This window comes from Streptomyces sp. SBT349 (assembly GCF_001083795.1).
GTDB lineage: Bacteria > Actinomycetota > Actinomycetes > Streptomycetales > Streptomycetaceae > Streptomyces.
On record NZ_LAVK01000058.1, the window covers coordinates 1 to 13,804 of the forward strand.

Annotated in this window: 16 protein-coding genes; 6 read left to right on the forward strand and 10 right to left on the reverse strand. The window is 73.3% G+C overall.

Features of this window, described 5'->3' with window-relative positions; translation table 11 throughout:
- Window positions 1-75 precede the first annotated feature (75 nt).
- A complete protein-coding gene (locus ADY01_RS10005) occupies window positions 76-834 on the reverse strand; it encodes a hypothetical protein (RefSeq protein WP_234320159.1) in 759 nt (252 codons plus the stop codon).
- Between the two features lie 81 nt (window positions 835-915).
- Here ADY01_RS10005 and ADY01_RS10010 point away from each other — a divergent pair, with 81 nt between their 5' ends.
- On the forward strand, window positions 916-2,091 hold the full coding sequence (locus ADY01_RS10010) for an Mrp/NBP35 family ATP-binding protein (RefSeq protein ID WP_078900158.1): 1,176 nt from the start codon (window positions 916-918) through the stop codon (window positions 2,089-2,091).
- 84 nt (window positions 2,092-2,175) lie between these two features.
- Here ADY01_RS10010 and ADY01_RS10015 read toward each other — a convergent pair whose 3' ends face one another.
- From ADY01_RS10015 to sigE, 5 genes are all read right to left on the reverse strand, one after another.
- The gene (locus ADY01_RS10015) at window positions 2,176-2,856 is read right to left on the reverse strand and encodes a hypothetical protein (protein ID WP_049569279.1); all 681 of its coding nucleotides are present in this window, start codon (window positions 2,854-2,856) and stop codon (window positions 2,176-2,178) included.
- A 134-nt stretch (window positions 2,857-2,990) separates the two neighbouring features.
- Window positions 2,991-3,482 carry a sec-independent translocase gene (locus ADY01_RS10020; protein WP_049569281.1) on the reverse strand — a complete coding sequence of 164 codons (492 nt, stop codon included), beginning with the start codon at window positions 3,480-3,482 and terminating at the stop codon, window positions 2,991-2,993.
- 120 nt (window positions 3,483-3,602) lie between these two features.
- Window positions 3,603-5,084 (reverse strand): trypsin-like peptidase domain-containing protein, encoded by a 1,482-nt coding sequence (locus ADY01_RS10025; RefSeq protein ID WP_049569283.1) that lies wholly within the window; start codon window positions 5,082-5,084, stop codon window positions 3,603-3,605.
- 10 nt (window positions 5,085-5,094) lie between these two features.
- Window positions 5,095-5,919 (reverse strand): anti-sigma factor family protein, encoded by an 825-nt coding sequence (locus tag ADY01_RS10030; RefSeq protein WP_053170669.1) that lies wholly within the window; start codon window positions 5,917-5,919, stop codon window positions 5,095-5,097.
- On the reverse strand, window positions 5,916-6,716 hold the full coding sequence (gene sigE / locus ADY01_RS10035; RefSeq protein ID WP_078900160.1) for an RNA polymerase sigma factor SigE: 801 nt from the start codon (window positions 6,714-6,716) through the stop codon (window positions 5,916-5,918). The genes ADY01_RS10030 and sigE overlap by 4 nt, the downstream gene beginning before the upstream one ends.
- Window positions 6,717-6,800: 84 nt before the next feature.
- Here sigE and ADY01_RS10040 point away from each other — a divergent pair, with 84 nt between their 5' ends.
- Window positions 6,801-7,511 carry an O-methyltransferase gene (locus ADY01_RS10040; RefSeq protein ID WP_078900161.1) on the forward strand — a complete coding sequence of 237 codons (711 nt, stop codon included), beginning with the start codon at window positions 6,801-6,803 and terminating at the stop codon, window positions 7,509-7,511.
- A gap of 140 nt (window positions 7,512-7,651) precedes the next feature.
- Here ADY01_RS10040 and ADY01_RS36855 read toward each other — a convergent pair whose 3' ends face one another.
- On the reverse strand, window positions 7,652-7,819 hold the full coding sequence (locus ADY01_RS36855) for a DUF3117 domain-containing protein (RefSeq protein ID WP_019434894.1): 168 nt from the start codon (window positions 7,817-7,819) through the stop codon (window positions 7,652-7,654).
- 207 nt (window positions 7,820-8,026) lie between these two features.
- Here ADY01_RS36855 and ADY01_RS10045 point away from each other — a divergent pair, with 207 nt between their 5' ends.
- Window positions 8,027-8,818 carry an enoyl-CoA hydratase/isomerase family protein gene (locus ADY01_RS10045; protein ID WP_049569351.1) on the forward strand — a complete coding sequence of 264 codons (792 nt, stop codon included), beginning with the start codon at window positions 8,027-8,029 and terminating at the stop codon, window positions 8,816-8,818.
- Window positions 8,819-8,838: 20 nt separating this feature from the next.
- Here ADY01_RS10045 and ADY01_RS10050 read toward each other — a convergent pair whose 3' ends face one another.
- Window positions 8,839-9,210, reverse strand: coding sequence for a DivIVA domain-containing protein (locus tag ADY01_RS10050; RefSeq protein WP_078900164.1), 372 nt, complete (start codon window positions 9,208-9,210; stop codon window positions 8,839-8,841).
- Window positions 9,211-9,341: 131 nt separating this feature from the next.
- Here ADY01_RS10050 and folP point away from each other — a divergent pair, with 131 nt between their 5' ends.
- Window positions 9,342-10,202, forward strand: coding sequence for a dihydropteroate synthase (gene folP / locus ADY01_RS10055; protein WP_049569290.1), 861 nt, complete (start codon window positions 9,342-9,344; stop codon window positions 10,200-10,202).
- A 19-nt stretch (window positions 10,203-10,221) separates the two neighbouring features.
- Here the strand turns inward: folP and ADY01_RS10060 are convergent, their stop codons facing one another.
- The gene (locus tag ADY01_RS10060) at window positions 10,222-10,971 is read right to left on the reverse strand and encodes a TIGR00730 family Rossman fold protein (RefSeq protein ID WP_049569292.1); all 750 of its coding nucleotides are present in this window, start codon (window positions 10,969-10,971) and stop codon (window positions 10,222-10,224) included.
- Between the two features lie 74 nt (window positions 10,972-11,045).
- Window positions 11,046-12,182, reverse strand: a complete 1,137-nt coding sequence (dapE, locus tag ADY01_RS10065; RefSeq protein WP_049569295.1) for a succinyl-diaminopimelate desuccinylase — start codon at window positions 12,180-12,182, stop codon at window positions 11,046-11,048.
- A 56-nt stretch (window positions 12,183-12,238) separates the two neighbouring features.
- On the opposite strand from dapE, the gene ADY01_RS10070 reads away from it, so the two are divergent.
- Complete coding sequence (locus ADY01_RS10070; protein ID WP_063784180.1) at window positions 12,239-13,111, forward strand: hypothetical protein; 873 nt, start codon at window positions 12,239-12,241, stop codon at window positions 13,109-13,111.
- A gap of 226 nt (window positions 13,112-13,337) precedes the next feature.
- A complete protein-coding gene (locus ADY01_RS35955; protein WP_053170672.1) occupies window positions 13,338-13,730 on the forward strand; it encodes a hypothetical protein in 393 nt (130 codons plus the stop codon).
- The last annotated feature ends 74 nt before the right edge of the window (window positions 13,731-13,804 follow it).

Here is a 13,804-nt window from a genome sequence, read left to right on the forward strand (position 1 = left end):
TGGACACCCCCAGCGGCCTGCCGGCCCGCAGGCGCGGGTCCAGGGGCAGGGGCCGGGGCGAGGAGGGCGGGAAGGCTACTCGTCGGGGTTGATCACGGCGTCGCCGTAGTCGATGATCTCGTCCTCCTTGGGCGCGTTCAGGGAGAACTCCTCACCCCAGTCGTCCATCGACAGCTGGCCCGCCTCGCCGCCCCGCTCCAGGCGGAGCGGGTACGGGGTCCCGGTCAGCGACACCTCCATCGCCCCCCCGGCGCCGCCGTCCGCCTCCACGCGGATCGTGGGCGTGCCGTCGATCTCGCCCTCGCCGCCCGCCTCGCGCTCGCCGTCCAGCGCCAGCAGCCCGTCGAGCAGGGTGTTCTTGTCCGTGAAGCCGCTGAGCTCGGCGTAGGCCGGGTCCTCGGGCACGACCCTGACGTACATGCTGTCCAGCGTCTCGGTGGGGTCGGACTCCAGCTCCTCGGGGATTCCCTCGCTCTCCCAGAACTGCTGGTCCGCCTTGATGTACAGGTCATCGCCGACCCGCAGCAGCTCGAACGTGGTCCCGTCCGCCGAGACCTCGCCCATGCCGCCGTCCTCGCCCAGGCGCACGTCGATTCGGAAGGAGCCGTGCTCGGTGAGGACGGTCCCCGAGAGCCGGACCGTGGCGGCCCCGGCGGCGGCCTCCTGGGCCCGCTCCTCTATCTCGGCGGCCGGCAGCTGGTCGAGGCCGTTGGTCTCGGGTTCCTTTTCCTCCGCGCCGCACCCCGTGAGGGCGAGGGCCAGCGCTCCCGCGGAGGCCACACCCCCCACGGACCGGCGCCAGTCGAGACGGAGTGAGGGGGCGGTTGCTGTCACGAGCCGCAGCGTACCGGCACGGCCGCGACGCCTCCGAGGGCCGGTCCCGTCACGGGCCCCACGCGCCGTACCATCGGGGTCATGGCTACCGACACTCCTTCTCCCGCGGGCGCGACCGGCACGCTTCCCACCGAGGACGCGGTGCGGACCGCACTGTCGCGCGTGAACGACCCGGAGATCCACCGCCCGATCACCGACCTCGGCATGGTGAAGTCGGTGGAGATCTCCGGTGACGGCACGGTCGCGGTCGGGGTCTATCTGACGATCCAGGGCTGCCCCATGCGGGACTCCATCACGTCGAGCGTGACCGACGCCGTGCGCGCGGTGCCCGGCGTCCGGGAGGTCACGGTCGAGCTGGACGTGATGAGCGACGAGCAGCGCAAGGAGCTGGCGACCTCGCTGCGCGGGGGGCAGGCCGAGCGCGAGGTGCCGTTCGCCCAGCCGGGCTCGCTGACCCGCGTCTACGCGGTGGCCTCCGGCAAGGGCGGCGTCGGCAAGTCGTCGGTCACGGTGAACCTGGCGGCGGCCATGGCCCAGGACGGGCTGAAGGTCGGCGTCGTGGACGCGGACATCTACGGCCACTCGGTGCCCAGGATGCTGGGCACGGACGCCAGGCCCACCCAGGTGGAGAACATGATCATGCCGCCCTCGGCGCACGGCGTGAAGGTGATCTCCATCGGGATGTTCACCCCGGGGAACGCGCCGGTGGTCTGGCGCGGCCCGATGCTGCACCGGGCGCTACAGCAGTTCCTCGCGGACGTCTACTGGGGCGACCTCGACGTGCTTCTGCTCGACCTGCCGCCCGGCACCGGGGACATCGCCATCTCGGTGGCGCAGCTGGTCCCCGGCGCGGAGATCCTGGTGGTGACCACCCCGCAGCAGGCGGCGGCCGAGGTCGCGGAGCGGGCCGGGTCGATCGCGGTCCAGACGCACCAGAAGATCGTCGGCGTCGTGGAGAACATGGCGGGCCTGCCGTGCCCGCACTGCGGGGAGATGGTCGACGTCTTCGGCAGCGGCGGCGGCCGGCGGGTCGCCGAGGGCCTGACCCGGACCACGGGGGCCGACGTGCCGGTGCTGGGCACCATCCCGATCGACGTGCGGCTGCGGGAGGGCGGCGACGAGGGCGAGCCCGTCGTGCTGTCCGACCCCGACTCGCCGGCCGGGGTCGCCCTGCGGAAGGTCGCGTCCTCGCTCGGCGGGCGGACGCGCGGCCTGGCCGGGATGTCGCTCGGTCTGACCCCGAGCAACAAGTTCTGAGGCGAGCCCGGATCGCCGGGCTCCGCGGGCGGCGAAGGGTGGGCAGCGTGGGCACCGCCCACCCGCACGGCCGCGCGGGGCCCCTCAGGCGTAGCTCTCGATGTCCTTGACCACGGCGAAGCCCAGGCCGTAGGCGCTCATGCCGCGCCCATAGGCCCCGATGTGCACATCGTGCTGCGCGGCGCCCGCCAGCACCCAGCCGTACTCCGACTCCCGGTAGTGGAAGTCGGTCGGCACGCCGTCCACCGGCAGGGACAGCACCGTCCAGGCGCCGCCGTGCAGATCGTCGGCCAGCTCCCAGGCGATGGCGGTCTGCTGCTCCAGCCAGTCCTGCCGCAGGGCCCGCTCCATCTGAGCAGGCCAGGTGCATGACAGCAGACCCGACCCGGAGAGCCACGCGGCCGACGAGACCGAGGTGGCCTCCAGCACGCCGTTGCCGTCCGGGCTGCGGCGGACCGGGCGGCTGGCGACCGTGACCACGACCGCGAACCGCTGCTCCTGCTCGCCGAGCTCCCCGCGCAGCGACGGCTCGTCGCCGTGGCCGGTGGAGCCGTGCTCCACCGCTCCGTCGGCGGCGACCCCGACCTGCATGAGCCAGCGCGGTCCCGTGAAGGCCTCGTCAAGGCCGTACCAGGGGAACCCGGCCATCAGATAGCCTTCCACCGCCCGGCGCGCACCGGGCACCCCCTGCGGTGCGTCCTGTCCCCCGGACGCGCCTGAGCCGCCTGTCGCGTCCTGCGGCTCCGCCCGACTCGTCGTCTCCATTAACGCGACGCCTCCTCATTGCCCTCGTCCTGGGCACACCCCGGACATAGGGAGGATAGCCATCCGGGTCCGGGGTGTCGGGCATGCCGGGAGATCGGGTGGTGTCATATGCCCCCGAAGAGGCGCGAATCCACTCAGGTGGCGTCGGCGTCGAAAGGCGGCGGGGTCTCGGGCTGGGGGGAGCCGGAGGCTTCCTTGTCCAGTTTGACCGTGCCTCCGGCCGCCGCGGCGGACTTCGCCGCCTTGGCGGTCTCGGCCGCTCCGGCCGCGGACGGCTTGTCCAGGCTCGTGCGGCGCGCCGGGCGCCCGTTCACCGCGTCGGTGACCTCCGTCAGCTCCTTGCGCATGTCAAGGCTGCTGGTGATCTCCTTGAGACCGAGGTCCTCGTTGTCGAGCAGGTGCTTCTTGGCGAACCTCCGGGGATTGAGGTCCTCGAATTCGAAATCCTTGAACTCGGGCCCCAGCTCGCTGCGGATGTCGGCCTTCGCGCTGTCCGAGAACTCACGGATCTTCCGCAGGAAGCCGGCCGCATCGTGGATCATCTTCGGCAGCTTCTCGGGACCGAAGACCAGAATCGCCAAGATGATCAGCACGATGAACTCGAGTGAGCCTATATCGAAGAACACCGGACAGCTCCCTCACGCATTCGGTAGATGGCAACGGTACCCCGGAGGGGGCGACCGATGGGAGACGGCGGAACCAACAAGGCGGTGAACGCCGGGGCACGGGCCGGGCGGCCGATCCGGTCAGTCACCGTCGGACTCGCCGAGGGTGACGGTCAGCGCCATGTCCTCGCCCTCCCGCTCCAGGGTGAGCTCCAGCTCGTCCCCCGGGCGGTGGCTGCGGATCTTGACGATGAGCTCGTCGCTGCTGCGGACGCGCTCGCCGTCCACGGCGGTGATGATGTCGCCGTCCCGCACCCCGGCCTCGTCGGCCGGGCTGCCGGGCACGACGGCCGGGGTGTCGGACGAGCTGCCCACCCGGGCGCCGTCGCCCAGGTACCCGGTGTCGAGGGTGACGCCGATCACCGGGTAGGTCGCCCTGCCCGTGTTGATCAGCTGCTCGGCCACGTCCTTCGCCTGGTTGACCGGGATGGCGAAGCCGAGGCCGACGCTGCCCGCCTGGCCGGTGTCGAAGCCGCCGCTGTCGGCCGTGCGGATGGCGCTGTTGACGCCGATGACGCGGCCGTTGATGTCCACGAGCGGGCCGCCCGAGTTCCCCGGGTTGATCGGGGCGTCGGTCTGGAGGGCGTTGACATAGCTGACGTCGGAGCCGTCCGCCTCCTCGCCGCCCGCCGTGATGGGGCGCTCGGTGGCGCTGATGATGCCGGAGGTGACGGTGCCCGCGAGCTCGAACGGGGCGCCGACGGCCACCACCGGGTCGCCGACCCGCACCGCGTCGGAGTCGCCCAGCGTCAGAGGGCTCAGACCCGAGACGCCGGAGACCTTGACCACGGCCAGGTCGTAACCGCTGTCCTGGCCCACCACCTCGGCCCGTGCCGAGTCGCCGCTGCTGAAGGTGACGTCTATCACGCCGCCCTCGGCGGCGGGCCGCACCACATGGGCGTTGGTGAGGATGTGGCCCTCGTCGTCCAGGACGAAGCCGGTGCCGCTGCCCGCCTCGCCCGAGCCGGAGACGTGCAGGGTGACCACGCCGGGCACCACCGTCTGGGCGATCCCGGCGATGCTCCCCTCGGGGGCGGGGCCGTTCTCGGTGACGGTCTGCTCCAGCCTGACGTCGCTGAACGTGCCGTTGCGCTCCAGGTAGGAGCCGACGCCGCCGCCGATGAGTCCGGCGATCAGCGCGACCACCGCGGCGCCCGCCACCAGGCTCGACGTCCTGGGGTGGTCGGGCTCCGCCGCCTGCCCACCCGCCTGCCCCGGGAGGGCGGCGGGCGGGGGCACGGCGGAGCCGTGCCCGGCCCAGGGGTCGTAGCGCGGCGGAACGTGCGTGCCGCCCGCGGGCGTCCCGCCCGGAGGAAGGTGCGTGCCCCCGGCCGGGGTGGTGTGTTCCGGCGGCACGTAGGTGCCCGCGGGCGGCGTCGGGCTGGGCCGCTGAACCGGCGGGGCGGGGGCCCACGGTCCCGGCTGACCGTAGGGCGGAGTGCCGTACGGGTCGTGTCCGGGCCGGGACTCCGGCTGGCCGGGCGCGCTGTTCGCCTTGTCCATGGCGGCTGGTCCCATCCTGTCCGCGGCATCCTCTTCCCGGCTGGAATTCAACCAGGTCAGTCGCCGGGATTCAGCGGGGGCTCAGTGCTCCGAGGACGCTCGGCTCGGCCGAGGGCCCCGCGGCGGACGCGCTCGCGGGGCTGAGACCCACGGATTCACCGAGCAACGGGAAGAGCTGGCCGCTCGGCCCGATCGGCCCGGCGGGTGCGCTGAGCAGGGAGAGCGCCACCGTGTGGGCGGTGAGCGTGCCGGGGCGCCGCTCTTCCTCCTCCGAACGCCCGCCCGAGGTGCGAGCCGCGCCGGCCTGGCTGACGGGGCTGCCCTCGGCCACCGTGCTCGGTGCCCCCGAGCCCGAGGCGACCGCCCCGGCGGAGACGCTGGTGACCGCGCCGCCGATCGCGAACGCCGCCAGCGAGACCGCGCCCGCGGCGGCGAAGGCGAGCCGGTGGCCGCGGCCGGCCCGGAAGCCACCTGTCTCATGTATCCGGAAGCCGCGCTCCTGGCCGAGCCGCGGCGGGCTGAGCAGCGACTCGCGCTGCCTGCCCCCGGGCAGCAGGTCGAGGCGGAACATCGACGTGCCCTCGCCCCGGGGCGAGGGCGGCTTCCGCGGCTGGGCCGGGTCACTCGTGGAGGCGGGGGAGCCGGGGCCCGCGTCGGCGGCGGGAAGCCCCTGGAGCCTGGCCAGCAGCCCGTCCGAGGGGCCGGGCAGCGGACTCTCGGCGAACACGCTCTTCAGCTCCCGCTGGGCGTCCGCCTCCGCCTTGCAGCTGGGGCAGGTGGCGAGGTGGGCCAGGACCCGGTCCCTGCTGTCGTGGGAGAGCTCGCCGTCGACCAGAGCGGCCAGGCTCTCCCCGAGGTGATGGTCGGCCGGGCCGGTCTCGGCGGCGCTGGTCACTCCGGTCCGCCTTCCTCCGCGAGGGACGAGGCGGGCACCCCCGCGAGCACGGACTCGGCGCGCTCGGCACGCTCGCGCGGCGAACGGTGCCGCAGCGCCTTGCGCAGGTGGGAGCGGCCACGGTGGATCCGGCTGCGGACCGTGCCCAGCTTCACGCCCAGCGTGGTCGCGATCTCCTCATAGCTCAGCCCCTCGATGTCGCAGAGCACCACCGCGGCGCGGAAGTCGGGGGCGAGGGTGTCGAGGGCCTGCTGCACGTCGGCGTCGAAGTGCGTGTCGTTGAAGTGCTGCTGGGGGGTGGGCTCCCGGCTCGGCAGCCGGTCGGCCGCGTCCTCGCCGAGGGCGTCGAACCGGATGCGCTGCTTGCGGCGCACCGAGTCCAGGAACAGGTTGGTCGTGATGCGGTGGAGCCACCCCTCGAACGTGCCGGGGGTGTAGGTGGACAGCGAACGGAAGACGCGGACGAAGACCTCCTGCGTGAGGTCCTCCGCGTCGTGCTGGTTCCCCGTGAGCCGGTAGGCGAGGCGGTAGACGCGAGCGCTGTGGGTGGCGACGATCTCCTCCCAGCTCGGAGGCGCCCAGGTCGCGCTGTCGGAAGCCGCGTTGAACGTGGCCACGGCGGCGGTGGTGCCGTCGGCCGCCTCGGTGGTGACCCGCGCCCGGTCGGCGTCAGCGTTCTCTGTCACGGAATTCGGCCCGTCGGAGGACTTCAGGAAGCGTTTGAGTACCCCCCTGCCCGTGGACGCGGCCGCACCTCCCCTGTTGGCTCTGGTGGTGTCCAGTGGAGTCCCTACCATAGCCACCTGCCCCGTTAGCTCCGGATAAGCATTTCTTGGACGGCTTTCCCTCCGCCCGTTGATCCAACGTCCGGTCCGGGCGCCCTGTTCCCCGGTGGAGTCGATACAGTCAAAGCGCGTGACAGACGGGGACAGGAGAGGGCCATTACCGGCAACCGGCTGACGAGCTGGGCGTTCGCCGAGGCGTATGGCGCACCGGACGCCGAGAGCCCCGAGGGGGTGGCCCTGCGCTGGGCCCGCGACCGGGCCGGGGAGGGCGGGGTGCGCGCCGTCTCGCCGGGCACCGGCGACGCCCTGCGCCTGCTCGCCACCGTCTCGGGGGCCAGGGCCGTGGTGGAGATCGGCACCGGCACCGGCGTCTCCGGCATCCACCTGCTCGCCGGGATGCGGCCCGACTCCGTGCTCACCACCGTGGACATCGAGCCGGAGCGGCAGCAGTTCGCCCGTCAGGCGTTCCGGATGGCGGGCTTCGCGGCCAACCGCGCCCGGCTCATCCCCGGGCACGCCCTCGACGTGCTGCCGCGGCTGACGGACGGCGGCTACGACCTCGTCTTCTGCGACGGCGACCGGCTGGAGTGCCTGGAGTCGCTGGCAGAATCGTTGCGGCTGCTGCGGCCCGGCGGGCTCGTCTGCTTCGCCGGGGTCTTCGCCAACGGACGGACCGTGGACTCGGCCGCCGCCCCGACCGAGGTCAGGAAGCTGCGCGAACTGCTGCGCGCCATCCGGGAGAGCAAGGACCTCGTGCCCGCGCTGCTGCCGGTCGGCGACGGCCTGCTCTGCGCGGCCCGCGCCTGAGCGACGGAGCCGGACAGGAGCCCTGGACGACCCCGAGGACCGGGACGGCCCCGAGGACCGGAACGACCGGGACGGCAAGACGGCGCTGCCCCGGAACGGTCCCGGGGCAGCGCCGAAGAGTCAGCTCGGAGCGCGGCGGCTCAGCCGGTCACCTTCTTCAGCTCCTCGTCAAGCGCGACCGCTTCGTCCGGGGTGAGCTCGACGACGAGTCGGCCACCGCCTTCGAGCGGAACGCGCATGATGATGCCCCGCCCCTCCTTGGTCACCTCAAGCGGACCATCGCCCGTCCGCGGCTTCATGGCCGCCATGCTCGTTCCCCTTCCTGAACCAGCCTCGTCGGAGCCGACAACACAGGGGTCACCGGCCTCGAACACATTGCTTCAGGCCATTATCCCGCATGGAACGTCCTCATGACCAACATTGGCCTGTATCCCTTCGGCAACGCGCACGCGCAAAACCACTCAATTCGCCGATTGTCCCGCGATAGCACTGATCCCTGCGTCATGCTGTGCGGCATGGCCGACACCGACACCGTGCTCTACGAGGTAACCGACGGTCTCGCGACTGTCACGCTGAATCGCCCCGGGGCGATGAATGCCCTGAATGTGGAGGCGAAGGAAGCCCTGCGCGACTCCTTGCGGCGGGCAGCCGTGGAATCCCAGGTGCGAGCGGTTCTGCTCACCGGCAACGGGCGTGCCTTCTGCGTGGGTCAGGACCTCAAGGAACATGGGGAGGCATTGGCGGGAGAAGACGAGCCGATGCGCACCGTGGCACTCCACTACAGCCCGATCGTGAGCGCGATCACAGGAATGCGGAAACCCGTGGTGGCCGCCGTCAACGGCGTGGCGGCCGGGGCCGGTTTCGGCTTCGCGCTCGCCGCCGACTACCGCGTGGCCGCGGAGAGCGCCTCTTTCAACACGGCCTTCGCGGGAATTGCCCTCACCGCCGACTCGGGCCTCTCCTGGACCCTGCCGAGGGCGATCGGCCACTCCCGCGCGGCGGATCTCCTGCTCTTCCCGAGAAAGGTGGACGCGGCCGAGGCGGAGCGCCTCGGCATCGTGCAACGGGTCGTTCCCGACGAGGAACTCCCCACCGCCGCACGGGAGATCGCCGAGCGCCTCGCGCACGGGCCGACCGCCGCCTACGCGGCGATCAAGGAGTCCCTGGCCTTCGCCGCCGACCACTCGCTCCCCGAGACGCTGGAGCTGGAGGAGCGGCTCCAGGGCGAGGCCGGGGCGACCGAGGACCACCGCGGGGCGGTCGCCGCGTTCGCCCGCAAGGAACGCCCCACCTTCCGCGGGGCGTGAGGAGCGGCGGAGCGGCGGCCTCAGCGGGGCTCGGGCGGGCGCGCGGCGGCGCCGAGGGCGGATCCCTCGGCCGCCGCGCCGCGGGCTCCGGCGAGCGCCGTCTCCAGCTCGCTGATCCGCGCGTCGCGCTCGGCGATCTCCGCCGCGAGCCGGTCCAGCACGTCGTCCACCTCGGCCATCCGGTACCCGCGGGGCGCCACCGGGAGCCGTACCCGCACCACGTCGGCCGGGGCGACCGGCCGGTCCATGGGCAGCGGGTCGTCGAGGCGGTCCGGCTCGGCGTCGGCGAGTCCGCCGGTGGAGGGCCCCCCGGTGCCGTCCCCGCTGCCGAGCACCGCCAGCGTGACCGCGGCGATCACCACGACCATCGCCGCCATCAGAAACCAGAACACGGCCGTCTCCCCTTGGTTCGTCCAACTCCCGCGCCGATCGTCGCATGGACGGCGGACGCGGACGGGCAGGTAGGTTCGACAGCGTACGTCGGCGAGGCCCGTACCCGGGCGAGATCGGAGAGCTGAGCGGGATGCTGCGGCTTGGGACGCGAGAGTTCGGGCCCGAGGAGCCGGTGATCATGGCCATCGTCAACCGGACGCCGGACTCGTTCTACGACCAGGGCGCCACCTTCGGGGAGGAGGAGGCGCTGGCGCGCGTGGAGCGGGCCGTGGCCGAGGGCGCGGCGATCATCGACATCGGCGGCGTCAAGGCGGGGCCGGGCGCCGAGGTGGACGCGGCGGAGGAGATCCGCCGCACCGCGGGCTTCGTCGCGGAGGTGCGACGCCGCCACCCCTCGGTCGTGATCAGCGTGGACACCTGGCGGCACGAGGTGGCCGAGGCGGCCTGCGCGGCCGGGGCCGACCTGATCAACGACGCCTGGGGCGGGGTCGATCCGCTGCTGGCCGAGGCGGCGGCCCGGCACGGCGTGGGGCTGGTCTGCACGCACGCGGGCGGCGCCCGCCCGCGCACCAGGCCCCACCGGGTCGCCTACGAGGACGTGATGGCCGACATCCTGCGGGTCACCGTCGGCCTGGCGGAGCGGGCCGTGGGGCTCGGGGTGCGCCGCGACGCCGTACTGATCGACCCGGGACACGACTTCGGGAAGTCGACGCGCCACTCCCTGGAGGCGACGCGGCGCCTCGGCGAGATGGCGGCCACCGGCTGGCCGGTGCTGGTCTCGCTGTCCAACAAGGACTTCGTCGGCGAGACGCTCGACGTGCCGGTCAGGGAGCGGCTGATCGGCACGCTGGCCACCACCGCGGTCTCGGCCTGGCTCGGCGCCCGGGTCTACCGGGTGCACGAGGTCGCCGAGACCCGGCAGGTGCTCTCCATGGTGGCCTCGATCGCGGGCCGCCGCCCCCCGGCGGTGGCCAGGCGCGGGCTCGCGTGAACGGCCCGCACGGGGCCTGTCAGGGCTTGGTGACGCGGGCGATCGCCTCGTCCACGTCGTCGGTGACGTGGAAGAGGGCGAGGTCCTTCGCGGACGCCTTGCCCTGGGCGATCACGGTCTCGCGCACCCAGTCGGCCAGGCCCTGCCAGTAGGCGGTGCCGACCAGCACGATGGGGAAGCGGGTGACCTTCTGCGTCTGCACCAGGGTCAGCGCCTCGAACAGCTCGTCCAGGGTGCCAAGGCCCCCCGGCAGCACGAGAAAGCCCTGCGCGTACTTCACGAACATCGTCTTGCGGACGAAGAAGTACCGGAAGTTGACCCCGATGTCGACGTATTCGTTGAGGCCCTGTTCAAACGGGAGCTCGATGCCGAGGCCGACCGACACCCCGCCGTACTCGCTGGCGCCCCGGTTGGCCGCCTCCATGGCGCCGGGGCCACCGCCGGTGATCACCGCGAACCCCGCCTCCGCCAGGCCGTGCCCGATGCGGCGGCCCAGCTCGTACTCCGGCGAGCCGGGCGCGGTGCGCGCGGAGCCGAAGACGCTGACCGCCGGGCCGAGTTCGGCCAGGGCGCCGAACCCCTCCACGAACTCCGACTGGATCCGCAGCACCCGCCAGGGGTCGCCGTGCACCCAGTCCGAGGGACCCCGGGTGTCGAGGAGCCGCTGGTCGGCGGTGCCCGCCATCACCTGGCCGCGCCGGCGCACCACGGGGCCGAGGTGCTGCTCGTTCCTGCGGTGCCGCTCGGGGGACTCCGCGCTGCCGCTCATGCCGTGCTCCTCGCTGAGAACTCGCTGGAAAACTCGCTGATGACCCACACCCGGGGCCGCTTCGCAGCGTACGGTCACGCGGGCCGTGGCGCGTCGGCCGTCAGCCAGGCGCGCAGCCGCTCCTCGCAGTGCAGGACCGTCCCGGTCGCCACCCGCTCGTCCCGCTTGTGGGCGAGGTCGGGGTCGCCGGGGCCGTAGTTGACCGCGGGCACGCCCAGGGCGCTGAACCGCGAGACGTCCGTCCAGCCGTACTTGGGCCGCGGCTCGCCGCCGACCGCCTCGATGAACGCGCGGGCCGCCGGGTGCGAGAGCCCCGGCAGCGCGCCGGGCGAGTGGTCGGTCACGGTGAACTCGGCCACACCGCAGCCGGCGAAGACCTCCCGCACGTGGGCGACCGCCTCCTCGGGTGAACGGTCGGGGGCGTAGCGGTAGTTGACCGTGACCAGGCACGCGTCGGGGATCACGTTCCCCGCGATGCCGCCCTCGACGCGCACGGCGCCGAGACCCTCGCGGTACTCCAGGCCGTCGATCACCGGGCGGCGCGGCTCGTACGCGGCCAGCCGGGCGAGGACGGGGGCCGCGGCGTGGATGGCGTTGGACCCGGTCCAGGAGCGGGCCGAGTGCGCGCGCTGGCCCGCCAGCCGCAGCACCACGCGCAGCGTGCCCTGGCAGCCGCCCTCCACCTGGCCGCTCGACGGTTCGAGCAGCACGGCGAAGTCCCCGGCCAGCCACTCGGGATGGGCCGCGGCCAGGTGGCCCAGGCCGTTCCTCTCGGCCTCGACCTCCTCGTTGTCGTAGAAGACGAAGGTGAGGTCCCGGTTGGGGCGCGGCACGGTCGCCGCGATCCGCAGCTGCACCGCGACGCCCGACTTCATGTCGCAGGTCCCGCAGCCCCACAGCACGCCGTCCGCGTCCAGCCGGGAGGGGACGTTCTCCGCGATCGGCACGGTGTCGATGTGCCCGGCGAGGATCACCCGCTGCGCCAGGCCCAACTCCGTGCGCGCGACCACGTTGTTCCCGTGGCGGTGGACCGTCAGCCAGGGCAGGGTGCCGAGCGCCGCGGTCACCGCGTCGGCGATCGTCTTCTCGGTGCCGCTGACGGAGGGGATGTCGACGAGCTGCGCCGTCAGGGCGGCGGCGTCCCGATCGAGATCGAGGGTGCCTCCCTCGATCACGGTGGACACTTCGGCGGCTGCGGCGGGTGGTTCCATGGCCTCACCGTACCCGGGCGGGACGGGCGGCGGACGGGACCCGTTACCCTCGTTCGGTGCCCGAACGGACAACCGCCAAGCGAAGCAGCCGCGCCTTGCGCGGCACGTTCGCCACGGTGGTCCTGCTGGCCCTGGGGACCTATGCCTACGTGCAGTTCACGCCGGGCCCCGCGGACGAGCCGCACTGCGCGGTGGCCGGCGCGGACGGCGGGACGGCCATGAGGCTCCAGCCGGTCCAGGCGGCCAACGCGGCCACCATCGAGGCGGTCGCCTCCTCCCGCGCGCTGCCCGAGCAGGCGGTGACCATCGCCCTCGCGACGGCGATGCAGGAGTCGAGCCTGCGCAACCTGGACCACGGCGACCGCGACTCCCTCGGCCTCTTCCAGCAGCGCCCGTCGCAGGGCTGGGGAACGCCGGAGCAGGTGACGGACCCGGTGTACGCGGCGGGGGCGTTCTACGACCGGCTGGTCGAGATCGACGGGTACGAGTCGCTGCCGCTGACGGTCGCCGCGCAGGAGGTGCAGCGCAGCGCGTTCCCCGACGAGTACGCCAAGCACGAGGAGGAGGCCGCGCTGCTCGCCGGGGCGCTGACCGGGCGGGAGGCGGCCTCGCTCAGCTGCGTCTGGCCGGTCGGGGAGCGCCCCGCGAGCCGGCCGGGCGAGGTGCACGAGCGCATGGTGCGGGAGTTCGGCGAGGCGGTGCGCCCGATGGGCGAGGAGGGCTCCCTCACGGTCCCGGTCGAGGAGGGCGGCGAGAGCGCGCGGGGCTGGGAGCTCGCGCACTGGTCGGTGGCGCACTCCGAGCAGCTGGGCATCGAGCGGATCGCTTACGGCGACCTGGTCTGGGAGGCGACGAGCGCGGCCGAGGGCTGGCGCGAGGCCGCGCCCGAGGAGAACGCGGCGGGCGAGCTGAGGCTCGCGCTTTTCTGAGGGCCGTCCATTCGGGCGGTGCCGTCGTTTTCGCCGGGCCCCGCCGTTTCCCGGTGCCCCCGGCGTTCTCCGGCGTTCTCCGGCATTCCGTGGCGCTCTCCGGCGTCCTGACCGGCGGGGACATCCGGGCGCATTACCCATCCTTTACCTACGGCGGCCGCAACCTCAGCCCACCGGCACCCGATAGGCACTGCGTCGAACCGCCCCTCTCCGGCAAAGGAGCATCATGTCCCACCCTCTTACCCGCCGTCTGGCCAAGGCCGCCCTCCTTCTCGCCGCGGGAGCCGTGCCCGTCGTCGGCGCGGCCGGGCAGGCGGCGGCGGTGACGCCGGACGTGAGTCGGCTGGCGCTGGACCCGGACGGCGTCAGCCAGACGCTCGGCGAGACGACCGGGGCCGCCACCGACACGACCGAGAAGGTCGGCGGGGACGCGGTGAAGGCCGCCATGCCCGTCGTGGCCCCCGTGGCGCGGGGCGCCGCCGAGGACACCGGGCGGATGGCGGGCGGCCTCACCCAGACGCTGGCGCACACCGCCGCGGACAGCGGGGTGACCGAGCAGGCCGTCGGCATGCTCCCGGTGGTCGACCAGGGCAAGGTGGGCGGCATGCCGCTCCTCTGACGCGGCTCCGCCCGGGGTACCACCCCGGGCACCACCCGAGCGAGGTCCCGGCGGCGGCACCCTGTGCCGGGCCG

Bases quoted from the DNA above. Each gene is read 5' to 3' on its own strand.
- ADY01_RS36855 (WP_019434894.1), bottom strand. From the start codon at position 7,819: ATGGCGGCCATGAAGCCGCGGACGGGCGATGGTCCGCTTGAGGTGACC.
- ADY01_RS10010 (WP_078900158.1), top strand. From the start codon at position 916: ATGGCTACCGACACTCCTTCTCCCGCGGGCGCGACCGGCACGCTTCCC.
- sigE (WP_078900160.1), bottom strand. From the start codon at position 6,716: ATGGTAGGGACTCCACTGGACACCACCAGAGCCAACAGGGGAGGTGCG.
- dapE (WP_049569295.1), bottom strand. From the start codon at position 12,182: ATGGAACCACCCGCCGCAGCCGCCGAAGTGTCCACCGTGATCGAGGGA.
- ADY01_RS10045 (WP_049569351.1), top strand. From the start codon at position 8,027: ATGGCCGACACCGACACCGTGCTCTACGAGGTAACCGACGGTCTCGCG.
- folP (WP_049569290.1), top strand. From the start codon at position 9,342: ATGCTGCGGCTTGGGACGCGAGAGTTCGGGCCCGAGGAGCCGGTGATC.
- ADY01_RS35955 (WP_053170672.1), top strand. From the start codon at position 13,338: ATGTCCCACCCTCTTACCCGCCGTCTGGCCAAGGCCGCCCTCCTTCTC.
- ADY01_RS10015 (WP_049569279.1), bottom strand. From the start codon at position 2,856: ATGGAGACGACGAGTCGGGCGGAGCCGCAGGACGCGACAGGCGGCTCA.
- ADY01_RS10060 (WP_049569292.1), bottom strand. From the start codon at position 10,971: ATGAGCGGCAGCGCGGAGTCCCCCGAGCGGCACCGCAGGAACGAGCAG.